Raw genomic sequence first — 12563 nt, forward strand, 5'->3', positions numbered from 1 at the left:
AAGTTTTGTCACATCAAAAAAAAGAAGCTGTATAAGCTTCTTTTAAAACTCTTTAAACAGTCTTGAATTTAGTTTTAATAACACTATAAACTCTTTCATATCAAGAAATTCCTGTAGGTAAGAATCAAAAATAGTTGAATCAACAATTTTAAATGCCTTTATATCAAAATTATCAATTCTATTATCTACAGCTATAAATAACTTGTTATTCTTAAAGGAAAAAGAAATCTTGTCTGAGTATTTATGATCTAATTCTAAAAGTCTTTCCATAAATTGCGGAGTTAGAATGTAAAAAGCTTCATGATCATTTTTGGCATAGACTTTCAGTTCACTATTAAACACAACAGATTCCATTTTAATTTTATTGAATCCTTCAAATGGTCTAAATTGTCCTTTTTGTAATAAAAGAAGATTATACTTAAAGTTCTTGTTAAAATCAAATTCGTAAATTCTTCCTTGAAATACAGTTACTACAGTAGTAGACTTTCCACTTTTTCTTACGTCTTGCATATGAACATCACTACTACAAAACTTTACTCCATCAAAGTTCCCAATAATCATATCTTCACTGCTGAAACGGTCTTGTCGGTGAAGGAGTTTAGTATTCACTACTTCTTCTTCAGTAAATCCTGTATCAAAAAAGAACTCACTCCCTGGAAATATTTTTTGTAGTTCTGGTTCAACGTATTTCGCTTTAAACTCATTACTTAATTTCTTTATTTGTGAGGTGAAATATATAGACATTAACCCTCCACCCATAAAAAAAATCATATTAACAAAAGGCATTGTCCCAGACATACCAACAGGTATAAATGTTATAAAAGCAATTCCAATAATAACAAATGAAATCACTATCCCTTTCTCATATCCCTTTTTCTTTCTATTTACTTCATCAAACATAAAATCCTCCTAGGTTGTTTAAACTACTAGAATTATACTAAATTAAACTAAAAAAAGAAATATTCTTTACATTTGTAATCAAAATAAAGTTAAATAGCGCTTAATGAAATATTTGAAGGATTATTAACAAATAATCAATATTTCATTTTATTGATATTTCATCAAATTCTCACTAATATTATATGATTTATGGTAAAATAGAAATAACAAATGTGAAAGGGTTTTTATTTCACATAATATCAAAAAGAAAAGAGTGATAAAAATGAAGTTCCAGGGTAAAGAGTATAAACTTTACGAAGTTTATAAAAAACTAGCATCTAGAGAGAATAAAAGTGAATTAGAAAAAGAAATTATTAATCAAAGAATTAATTTTTCAAGAATCACCTTTAAAGAGTATCGTGATGTCTTAGCCAAACAACATTTAGGATATGCATTAGAATCACACGATGGTAAAGATTGTATTATTAAAGAAGACGGAAAATATGCTAAGCAACTATATTGTGTCGATCGTTTAGACTGCGTAGGAGAAGTTGATTATTCGATAGGACGAATTTTAGACTATGATGTACCAATTAAAAGATTACCTGAAGGTATATCTTCAGATATTGAAGTAGGAAATATCGGTTTAGTATCTGAAACCATGGACAAAATATACTTAATTTCTGCAAAACCAATGAATTCAACTAGTTCATTAGACAAAGCGGTATATGAAATCATCACAAAGTTTGATATGATTTCACGAAGAAGATTCTTATCAAGTTATAATGATGCAACTACTAATAAATTTAAATATACTCATACAAAAGATGATTTTGTACCTGCGGTAATGATATTTGAAGGTTCCCAGGAACATAAAGACTTACGAAATGAAGATTCAAATGGTGTTTTAGGAAGATTAATATATAAATACAATATCAAACTATTTGTTCTAAAAGCACAAAAGGAGTATGGTGTTTACAGATTATTAGAAGAGTAAATTTTACTCTTCTTTTTTTATTCAAGTATGTTCCACATGAAACATTGTTTTTCTACAAAAGCAAATTATAGAACAAATCTACACAAGTTCTCTTTTATTAGTGCTATACTATATAAAAATGCGAGGTGTTTTAAATGAGTTGGAAATTAGAAGATATTAAGTCGTTAAATGATAAAACTATCATAGTTACTGGAGGAAGTAGTGGCTTAGGATTTGAAGCTGTAAAGATGTTTGTATCCAAAGATGCAACGGTTATTATGGCTACAAGATCACAAGAACGGGCTCTTGAAGCTATTAGTAGAATCAAAGCTGATTACCCTAATGCACAATTAGAATTTATAGAATTAAACTTAGGAAGTAAAGCTTCGATTAAGAATTTTGCCGATACATATAATAGTAAATATGACAAAATTGATATATTACTCAACAATGCTGGAGTAATGACAACCCCTTACCTATTTACAGAAGACGGATTAGAATTACAACAAGGAATTAATCATTTTGGACATTTCTATTTAACAGCTTTGTTGTTTAAGACTATTAAAAATACAACAAACTCAAGAGTTGTAAATACTAGTAGCATTGCTCATAGGTTTGCAAGGATGAAGTTTGATAATTTACTTTTTGAAAAACCAAAAAGTTATAATAAAACTCAATCTTACTCAAGAAGTAAAATGGAGAATCTATTATTCACATACGAATTAGATAGACTTGTAAAAGAAAAGCAATTAGATGTAAAAGTATTAGTTGCTCATCCAGGGATTGCCAAAACTAATCTTGGAAGACACATTAAAAGCCAAAAAGCGTTTACTAGCGCTATAAATGTATTTCAGAAGATGTTTTCTCACACTGCTGAGCAAGGAGCTTTATCATTGGTTAGAGCATGTTTAGATGAAACTGCAAATGGTGGAGATTTCTATGGCCCAGAACATTTAGGTGGCTCTAAAGGTAACCCCCACCTAGCTAAATCTAATCGAAAATCACATGATAAAACCTTACAAAAGCAACTTTGGGATTACTCAGAAAAAGTAATGAATATTGATTTCATTGTGTAAAAAAAACTCTAATCTAGTATGATTAGAGTTTTTTATATCCTGTATCCGCTAAATCAATTTCAAATCTACAAATGTAATCGCCATCGATTGGTGTTTTTAGAAGTTTCACATTTAGCTCTTTACCTAAGATAACTTCAAAAGGATACTTTGCAAATCCAGCACTACAATAGCACCACTCTTTAGGAATATCAACATTCTCTTTCAAAATATTCTCTCTTACAAAACTGCAATGACAAGCATAATATCTTTTCAATACTTCGTCATTAGTTTCCAAGAATTTCGAAATCTCATATGGAATTTTTGTTACGTACAACTTATCATTTTCGATAATTCCACTCAAAATTTCTTGATTGCTCTCAACATATTCAATTGCCTCTTTCGTTATTATTTGCTCAAACCAGACTGTATTATTAGCAAGGTGATGCTTTAATTCTTCGACCTTTCGAACGTGTTTATCCCTCAAGTACTCTTTAAGTGATGATGACTTGCTATAATACTCTTTCTCTTTATCGAACGATGATTCAGGAATTTTATGATTATTTCCTGCCAGGATTCTATCACACTTCACTCTTGGTAAATACTTGCTTAGTTTGTCCATGAAATCCTTAGTATATTTAGGTAATTCTTCTGAACTAAGTCCAAAAGGTGGTAAATCGATATTTTTGATAATTTGATTTTGCAACTCTTTGGTTTCGTAGAGAGTGATTCTATTTAGTATACTTTCCAATACTCCTAAGGAATTAAAATACTTTGTCATATGGATATATTCTTCTTTTTTGTTAATATAATAATAGTATCTGGCGAAATGAACAACATTACCGTATGTATTCTCTTTTATAGAAATCAAATATTCGAAATATCTCTCAATATCTTTAATAGTTGTTTCGGAAATATCTTTTTTTACATACTCTTCAAACCTAACAATAGTTCCTAAATAAGTGTATACATCCTCTTCACTAATACCGAATTTCTTATATTTCTCTATAAAAATTTCATTATTCATTTTACTCACCTCTATATTAATTATATCAAATTAGTATAATATAAGAAATACACATTATTACTTTAATAAGTTCTCTTATTTAGCCATAATTACTAAATGTCTATGGAAAGTTTATATCTTGCTAATAAAATGGTATAATGTTTTTGTAATTTATATCGGAGGTTAAATATGAACGAGAGTAAGAAATTATATAAAACTGATAATGGTTCAGTTTTAGGTGGGGTATGCAAAGGAATTAGCGAAGTGTACAATATTGATGTAAGTATGGTAAGGTTAATTACTGTATTACTTCTATTTGCTGCAGGAATGCCTTTCATAGTGTATATTATTATGTGGATTGTGTTGCCTGATAAAAAAGATGTCATAACACAGACAGAAAAAGATGATGAGTATTCTATTAATGATGATGAGTATTACTATTAAAAATAAAAAACGAACAACAATTGTTGTTCGTTTTTTTTATAGGAGGTGCAATGTGATTAAGGAACTAACTTTAACCCTAATGTAAATGCCGCAATATTTAGATCAATAAATTTTGGTTTTACATTTTCCTTAATTGCACTTATAAAATCTAATTCTTCAAGTTTCATTTTTTTAACTAATGCTCCAAGCATTATAATATTCATTGCTTTGGCATTTCCTAATTCAATAGCTTTCTCAGTAGCACTTATTAAAGTAGTATCTACTTGTTTTGATAGTTCTTCAACAATATTTTGTGGATATTGAACTTTACCATTTAAAGTAACCATTGAGTTTATTTTATGATCATTAATAAGTAACACTCCTGTATCTTTCATATAATTGATAGAACGAGCAGCTTCCATAAGCTCGAATGATACTAAATAATCAACATGCCCTTTTTCAATAACTGGAGAATAGACTTTATCTCCAAATCTAATCTCTGAGGATACACTTCCACCTCGTTGGCTCATACCGTGGATTTCTGACATTTTTACATCATATTCAGCATTTATTAATGCTGTTACTAGGACTTTGGCAGCAAGAATAGTTCCTTGTCCACCAACTCCAACTAATTTTACATTTTTTATCATATCATCACTCCTTAGCAATAGCGTCAAACGGACAGATTTGTAAGCAAACATCACAACCAACACAAGTATTATTATCGATAATTACTTTCTTTGAATCTGAATTAAATATTAATGATGGACATCCACTTTTTAAACAAACTTTGCATCCAGTACATTTGTCTTCTAAAACGATATCCTTTGTTTGCCAAATGTTTTCATATATTTTGAAGTCTTCTTCTTTATATTTCTTTTTAAGTACACAAGGCCAGTCGGTAATTATTACTGCAGGTTCATTTAGTTCAAGAGCCCAGTTAATAGTTTCTTTTACTAGTTCTAAATCGTTTGGATTAATTTTCCTTATATGTTTAACTCCAATAGCACGACATATTCCTTCAATATCTCCAATTGCAGCACTATCTTTTTGTAAGGTGAATCCTGTACCTGGATTATCTTGCTGTCCTGTCATTCCAGTTGTTCTATTATCAAGAATAATATTTACCGTATTCCCACCGTTATAAACAGTATTAAGTAGTGAATTAATTCCGGTATGGAAGAAAGTACTATCACCCATAACAGCAAATAATTTTCTATCGTCATCCTCTTTTAGAGATTGAATTCTCTGTGCTCCATGAGCACTAGAATAAGAAGCACCCATACAAATTAACCAATCCATCATGTTATAAGGTTCTCCAACAGCTAAACTATAGCAACCAATATCTCCAGCTACAATAATTTTTTTACGTTTTTTCCCTAACTCATAGAAGAACCCGCGATGAGGACATCCACTACAAAAAGTTGGTGGTCTCCCTACAAATAGTTCAGGGTTAGTTTCGACACCTTCAACATTTTCACTAAGAATACATCGTTTAATTACATCTGGTGTCATTTCTCCTGTATAAGGAAACAAATCTTTACCAATTATATTTTTACAATGTTGTTTAGCAAAGTCTTCGATGTATGGATCATTTTCTTCAATAACATAAACAGTATCATATTTATCACAGAAATCAGTTATTAGTTTTGCTGGTAATGGATTAGTAAATCCTAATTTAAGATAATCTACTGTTTCTCCCAGTGCTTCCCACGCAAATTCATAACTCATTCCACTTGCAATAACTCCAATTTTAGAGCCATTGTTAACTGCGTAATTCCATTTTGATGTTTCCGTATATACTTTTAGTTTATTTAATCTCTCTTCAACTACATGTCTCAATCTTCTTCCTATAGCCGGGACAGCCACGTACTTTTCGAAATTCTTCTCATACTTTATTAAATCAACTTCTTGTCTTTCTCCAACTTCTACTAAGCTCTTTGAATGACAAACTCTAGTAGTTAATCTCATCATAACAAGACTATCAAATTCTTCACTTAGATTATAAGCATCTACAATCATATCTTTAGCTTCCTGGCTATTAGAAGGTTCCATCATAGGAATCTTAGCAAACTTAGCGTAATTGCGATTGTCTTGTTCATTTTGGCTTGAATGCATTCCAGGTTCATCAGCGCTTATTAAAACACTTCCTCCGTTTACACCTGTATAAGCAAATGTAAATAAAGGATCAGCAGCAACGTTAACTCCAACATGTTTCATTGTAGCTAAAGATCTTCCTCCAGCAATACTTGCTCCAATTACAGTCTCTAAGGCAACTTTCTCATTTGGAGCCCATTCAGCGATAATTTCCTTATATCTTCCAATGTTCTCTAATATTTCTGTACTTGGTGTTCCTGGGTAAGCACTAGCAAAGTGTACACCAGCTTCATAAGCACCTCGTGCAAGTGCTTCATTTCCTGTCATCATTTTTTTCATATTTTATCACTCCTAAAGTAAGCGGTTACTCACATTTTTTACATACACATTATAACAAAATATTTTTTCCCCCTCAATAGGTTAGAAGAACTTTCATGAAAACGCTAACACTTTACTGTGTTAAAGTACTAAAGTGTCAAAATAAAAAGGCCTAAACTAGGCCTTACATTTCTAATACTAATACATTCAATTCATTAGATACCTCTACAAATCTATCTATCAATATTTTACCATCTTCATACAAAATATCGAACATTTTAGGGTTACTTTTATAGAGTAAATCGTAGTCTAAAGTTTGCTTTCTAATCGTTGCAACACGGTGATGTCCTGCAACCACTATTTTTCCTTCAATTCGATGTAGTTTGATTTCTCTAGACCAAATAAAATCACGGCGACTAGAATTTGTTTTCCAATCTAATTTAGTTCCATCAATTCCACCATGTACAAAGATATAATCTCCAATTTCTAGAAAATAGGGGAACGATTCTAACCAAGATTGAAGATTGGGAAATCTTTCATTGATCAAAGTATGAATTTCATCTAAATTATCATTATCTGGTTCCAGTCCAGACAACTGAAGCAGAGTTTTCCCAAAACCATTAAACTTAATGTTAAAATGCACTCTTTCTTTTTGTCCTTCTAAAAAGTCAAGTAGGAAGGAATCGTGGTTACCCAAAATAATAGTTGCTTTGTCATTTTGATTCAGTTCATAGAGGTACTCTAACACTTCAACAGCAAAATCACCACGATCAAATAAATCTCCTAGTACTAGAAGATGATGTTCAGGGTTATTTGAATCGAATTTTTTTTCAGTTAGAGCGTTTATCATCGATAAATAGTGAGAATGGATATCACTAATCACAAAGTACTTCTTTTTATTAATGGGTATCACACCCTTTCATCTTAATTATATCACAAAAAAAGCACTCCATAAGAGTGCTAAACTTTAATTCTTGATATTGAAGTATATCCTTCAATATATGCCCATGTATCTGTTCCTTCTTTAAGTTCCTTATTTTCAATAAAAGATCTATTTGGTTTAAATTTATTCCCAACTACTTCTGGTGAATAAGTAAATTTAAAATAGTCTAAATCTGTTAAATAGATACCTTTAGATTCTCCAAATGTATCTCTTGGGAAATTAATATTGAGAGTATACTCTTTAGAATATAGGTTGTTTTCAAGAACATATTGTAATGTTTTTTCTAGTTCTTTCTCCAATATTGTATTTCCTCTTCTATCTGCTGATAATGCAATAGTGTTAGACCCAAAATACTGAGCTTGTAAACAAGCCCCAACAGTTCCAGAATATCTTGTATCTATCCCGATATTGTATCCAGCATTTGTACCTGAGATTGTAATGTCCGGTCTTAAGTTCAACCCTCCAAATGCAAAGTTAACGCAATCTACGGGTGTACCTTCAATTTTATAATTGAACTCATCTACCTTTTCAAAATTGAATCCGCCAATTGTTAAACTCATACTTTTGGCTGATTGCTCTTTTGAAGGAGCAATTGTATAAACAGTACCATATTTCTCCAGTACTTCCCTAGTATATTGTAATTTGGGTGAATTATACCCATCATCATTAGTTAATAAAAATATCATCAAAACACATCCTTTATATCTAGTTTACTAAAATATTGTATCATATTGGTCTAGATTTGTATTTATATTTGTTTTATTATATAATTATTTCTAATAGGGAGGTAAATATGGAGAGGATAAACAAGGCATTTTTAAAAGCTAAAAGAAACAACCTTATACCCGTATTGATAATGCTTGGAGTGATTTATATTTTGTACTTCTCAATCATAGAGTACACATTAACTGGTATAATAATTTGTTCTGTTGGATTAGTTTTAGTTCTTTTTATAATAACAATGAACATAATGTATAATTTCAAATTATTAAGTCTTAGAAAACAAATACCAAGTGAACCTGAAAAAGTTCATGGGAAATTAGTAGAGTTGTTAAGCAAAATTGACAAGAGTAATGCCAGATATGCTAGTAATGCAAAAAGCGGTAGTGTTATGCGCGGGGGCTTAGGTACTACAGTAAGAATTAAAAAAGAAGAGAACATGTTAAAAAGAAATAAGGTAGCTGGAATAATTTACGAACTAAATCTATATATTAAAAACAACATCAAATAATGATGTTGTTTTTTTGATTCAAGAAACATTCTATTGTATTTTCTAAAAGTGATGTTATTGTCATTGGACCTACACCACCTGGTGCTTTAGATATGTATGCGACATGATTAAGAAGATTATCAAAATCGAAATCACCACATAACTTACCATCAACTCTAGATAATCCTACATCTATACATACTGCACCTTTTTTTACCATTTCTTTAGTAACAAACTTAGCTATACCTACGGCAGATACTAAAATATCTGCTTGTTTTGTTATTGCTGCTAAATCCTCTGTATGTCTATGTGTAATTGATACACTAGCATTTTCCTTTAATAATAACTGGGCTATAGGTTTACCTACAAGGTTACTTCTTCCTATTACAACTGCGTGCTTCCCAGCAATAGGTATGTTTTTGCTCTTCAACATAGTAATAATCCCTTTAGGGGTACATGGTAATATCGAATATCTCAATGTATGACACCTTGATATATTTGTTGGTGTTAATCCATCAACATCTTTACTTACTTCTAGGAAATCGATTACTGTATCTTGGCTGATATGTTTTGGTAAAGGTAGTTGTACTAAAATACCGTGAACATTATCATCCTTGTTTAAAGATTCTAGTTCCTTAAGTAAGTCATTCTCAGATATTGTGCTTTCTAGTTTAATAAGTGTGGATCTTATTCCTACTTCTTTACACGCTCTTTCTTTCGCTTTGACATAGCTTTTTGATGCAGGATCTTCACCAATTAGTACTACAACTAAATGAGGTACTTCAATATACTCGTTCTTTATACTTTTTATCTGTATTCTTAATTCTTCCCTTATACTCCTAGAGAGTTCTCTACCATCAATAATCATTTATTCCCACTCAATAGTTCCAGGAGGTTTTGAAGTAATATCATATACCACTCGATTTATTCCTTTAACTTCATTAATAATTCTTGAGGCTACCTTATCTAAGAAATCAAAAGATAATCTGCTAAAAGTAGCTGTCATAAAATCTATAGTATCAGCGCTTCTAACAGCAGCTACATACTCATATGTTCTTTTATCTCCCATTACTCCAACGGTCTTAACAGGCAGTAAAACAACAAATGCTTGCGATACTAAATCATATAGATTCTCATTATAAAGTTCTTCAATAAAGATATCATCAGCTTCTTGAAGAATTTTAACTTTTTCTACTGATACATCGCCTAAAATTCTAATTCCAAGACCTGGTCCTGGAAAAGGATGTCTCATAATCATATGTTTAGGAATACCTAGTTTTAGTCCTACTTTTCTTACCTCATCTTTGAATAGTTCGCGAAGTGGTTCTAATAACTCAAAATCTAATTCATCAGGTAATCCACCAACATTGTGATGAGATTTAATAGTTTCACTTGGACCATTAATACTTACGGATTCAATAACATCTGGATAAATTGTTCCTTGAGCTAAGAATTTAGCATCCTTGTGTTTTTCTTTAAATGATTCAAATACTTTTATGAATTCATTTCCAATAATTTTACGTTTTTGTTCTGGGTCTTTAACTCCTTTTAAACTAGTTAAAAACTCAACACCAGCATTAGCTCTGTTAACGTTAATATGGAAGTTATTGGCGTATAACTCCATAACTTTATCTCCTTCATCTTTACGAAGAAGTCCCGTATCTACAAATACACAAGTTAGTTGATCACCAATTGCTTTATGAATAAGCATTGCAGCTACACTGCTATCAACACCACCACTTAATGCAAGAATTACTTGATTATCACCGACTCTATCTTTAATACCCTTAATTGTATTATCAATATAATCTTCTAAGTTCCAAGAAGGTTTTGCTTTGCAAATATCAACAACAAAGTTCTCAATAATCTGCTTTCCAAATTCTGTATGAGTAACTTCTGGATGAAACTGGAGATTATATAAGTCTAATTCTTTGTGTTTTGCGATAGCAACACAAGAAGGAGTTGTTCCTAGTAACTCAAATTCTTTGGATAGTTCATCAACATGATCACCATGGCTCATCCAAACAGTTGATGATTCAGGTAGATTTTTAGTTAATGGAGAATCCTTTTTAATTGTAAGAGTACTTTTTCCGTATTCTCTTTTTTCTGCAGGAGAGATTTTACCTTCAAATAGATACTGTGTGATTTGCATACCATAACATATTCCTAAGATAGGTATTCCTAACTTATATATATCTTTTGTAATATGTGGAGCAAATTCATCATAAACACTATTTGGTCCTCCTGAAAGAATAATTCCTTTAATATCTTTTGTACTAAGTTTTTCTAACTCAATATTAAAAGGGACTATTTCAGAGAACACTCCAAGTTCTCTAACTCTTCTAGCAATTAGTTGATTATACTGTGAACCAAAATCTAAAACTATTATTTTTTCCATATCATTACCTCTATAAAGATTTCTTTCCTATATCATTTCTGAATATTAAATTATCACACTTAATTTTACTTACATTGCAGTAAGCATTCGTTTTTGCTTTCTTAAGGGTGTTGGCATGACCTGTAACAAGCAGTACACGTCCACCATTGGTCTTAATTAAGCCGTTAACCTCTTTTGTTCCCATATGGAAGACTATGTCCTCCGTGGTATCTAAACCTTCTATTTGATACCCTTTAGAGTAAAATCCAGGGTAACCTTTAGACGCTAAAACTACTCCAACATAATAGTCATCAGACCATCTTATCATTACAGGTTTTTCATTTAGCATTCCACGAATTATGTCTAAAATATCTGTTTCTAACTTGGGTAATATCACTTCGGTTTCCGGATCTCCAAATCGAGCATTAAACTCAATAACTTTTGGACCTGAATTTGTAAGCATTAACCCACCATACAAAAACCCAGTAAATGGATTACCATCATCTAACATTGCTTTTACTGTTGGTATCATGATTTTATTCATAGCTTCATTTATAATTTCTTTAGAAATAATTGGTACCGATGAATAGACTCCCATACCCCCAGTGTTAGGACCTTTATCATTATCAAGTAATCTTTTATGGTCCTGAGCTATCGGCATTGGGATGACTATATTATTATTTACAAAACACATTAATGAAAACTCAGGTCCTTCTAAGTACTCTTCAATAATAACCTTAGAGTCTCCATACTTTTTATCTTGTAGCATCAATTTTAGTGCATCTAACGCATCTTTCTCGTTCATTGCAACAACTACACCCTTACCACCAGCAAGACCATCATACTTAATTACTGTGGGAATATTGTTATTTAAGATATAGTCTCTTGCGTTTTCATAATCATCAAAAACTTCATAATTAGCTGTAGGAATATTATATTGCTTCATTAAGGCCTTAGCATACTCTTTTGAAGATTCAATTTGTGTAGCTTTTTTAGTTGGACCAAACACGCTAACATCTGTTCCTTTAAAAACATCTGTAATCCCATTTTCTAAATATACTTCACTTCCAGGAATAATTAAATCAATATTTTTCTTATTTACAAAGTTTTTGATTGCTTCGTTATCCATAGGATCTAAATCTACACATTCAGCAATTGTTTTTATTCCTGGATTACCAGGAATTGCATACAAGTTTCTCAATCTTTTAGATTTGTTAATTGAGTAGCACAGTGCATGTTCACGACCACCACTACCTAAAACTAAAACATTCATAATTCACCT

13 protein-coding genes are annotated in these 12563 nt (G+C 31.0%); 4 read left to right on the forward strand and 9 right to left on the reverse strand.

Annotated features, from left to right (window positions below):
• Positions 1-42: 42 nt before the first annotated feature.
• Positions 43-900: a DUF3137 domain-containing protein gene (locus KQ51_RS01290; RefSeq protein WP_038467999.1), complete on the reverse strand. Its 858-nt coding sequence runs from the start codon at positions 898-900 to the stop codon at positions 43-45.
• 262 nt (positions 901-1162) lie between these two features.
• Between KQ51_RS01290 and KQ51_RS01295 the strand changes: the two genes are divergently transcribed.
• Positions 1163-1876: a hypothetical protein gene (locus KQ51_RS01295; protein ID WP_038468002.1), complete on the forward strand. Its 714-nt coding sequence runs from the start codon at positions 1163-1165 to the stop codon at positions 1874-1876.
• A gap of 134 nt (positions 1877-2010) precedes the next feature.
• A complete protein-coding gene (locus tag KQ51_RS01300; RefSeq protein WP_038468005.1) occupies positions 2011-2931 on the forward strand; it encodes an oxidoreductase in 921 nt (306 codons plus the stop codon).
• Positions 2932-2953: 22 nt separating this feature from the next.
• Here KQ51_RS01300 and KQ51_RS01305 read toward each other — a convergent pair whose 3' ends face one another.
• On the reverse strand, positions 2954-3934 hold the full coding sequence (locus KQ51_RS01305; RefSeq protein WP_038468008.1) for a hypothetical protein: 981 nt from the start codon (positions 3932-3934) through the stop codon (positions 2954-2956).
• 168 nt (positions 3935-4102) lie between these two features.
• Here KQ51_RS01305 and KQ51_RS01310 point away from each other — a divergent pair, with 168 nt between their 5' ends.
• Positions 4103-4357, forward strand: a complete 255-nt coding sequence (locus KQ51_RS01310) for a PspC domain-containing protein (protein WP_052609002.1) — start codon at positions 4103-4105, stop codon at positions 4355-4357.
• Positions 4358-4413: 56 nt separating this feature from the next.
• Here the strand turns inward: KQ51_RS01310 and KQ51_RS01315 are convergent, their stop codons facing one another.
• The 4 genes from KQ51_RS01315 to surE form a co-directional block, all read right to left on the reverse strand.
• Positions 4414-4986: an indolepyruvate oxidoreductase subunit beta gene (locus KQ51_RS01315; RefSeq protein ID WP_038468010.1), complete on the reverse strand. Its 573-nt coding sequence runs from the start codon at positions 4984-4986 to the stop codon at positions 4414-4416.
• 4 nt (positions 4987-4990) lie between these two features.
• Complete coding sequence (gene iorA / locus KQ51_RS01320; RefSeq protein WP_038468013.1) at positions 4991-6772, reverse strand: indolepyruvate ferredoxin oxidoreductase subunit alpha; 1782 nt, start codon at positions 6770-6772, stop codon at positions 4991-4993.
• Positions 6773-6935: 163 nt separating this feature from the next.
• Complete coding sequence (locus KQ51_RS09280) at positions 6936-7664, reverse strand: metallophosphoesterase (protein ID WP_158497941.1); 729 nt, start codon at positions 7662-7664, stop codon at positions 6936-6938.
• A gap of 47 nt (positions 7665-7711) precedes the next feature.
• Positions 7712-8380, reverse strand: a complete 669-nt coding sequence (gene surE, locus KQ51_RS09285) for a 5'/3'-nucleotidase SurE (RefSeq protein ID WP_052609006.1) — start codon at positions 8378-8380, stop codon at positions 7712-7714.
• A gap of 107 nt (positions 8381-8487) precedes the next feature.
• On the opposite strand from surE, the gene KQ51_RS01335 reads away from it, so the two are divergent.
• Complete coding sequence (locus KQ51_RS01335; RefSeq protein WP_038468015.1) at positions 8488-8925, forward strand: hypothetical protein; 438 nt, start codon at positions 8488-8490, stop codon at positions 8923-8925.
• On the opposite strand, the gene KQ51_RS09705 is transcribed toward KQ51_RS01335, so the two are convergent.
• Genes KQ51_RS09705 through purD form a run of 3 tightly spaced genes read right to left on the reverse strand, consistent with a single transcriptional unit; the run spans position 8918 to position 12554 of the window.
• A complete protein-coding gene (locus KQ51_RS09705; RefSeq protein WP_052609008.1) occupies positions 8918-9772 on the reverse strand; it encodes a bifunctional 5,10-methylenetetrahydrofolate dehydrogenase/5,10-methenyltetrahydrofolate cyclohydrolase in 855 nt (284 codons plus the stop codon). The two genes, KQ51_RS01335 and KQ51_RS09705, sit on opposite strands and share 8 nt — an antisense overlap.
• Positions 9773-11302, reverse strand: a complete 1530-nt coding sequence (gene guaA, locus KQ51_RS09710) for a glutamine-hydrolyzing GMP synthase (protein WP_038468017.1) — start codon at positions 11300-11302, stop codon at positions 9773-9775.
• 10 nt (positions 11303-11312) lie between these two features.
• The gene (purD, locus tag KQ51_RS01350; protein WP_038468019.1) at positions 11313-12554 is read right to left on the reverse strand and encodes a phosphoribosylamine--glycine ligase; all 1242 of its coding nucleotides are present in this window, start codon (positions 12552-12554) and stop codon (positions 11313-11315) included.
• Positions 12555-12563: the final 9 nt, after the last annotated feature.

Source organism: Candidatus Izimaplasma bacterium HR1, assembly GCA_000755705.1.
Taxonomy (GTDB): domain Bacteria; phylum Bacillota_I; class Bacilli_A; order Izemoplasmatales; family Izemoplasmataceae; genus Xianfuyuplasma.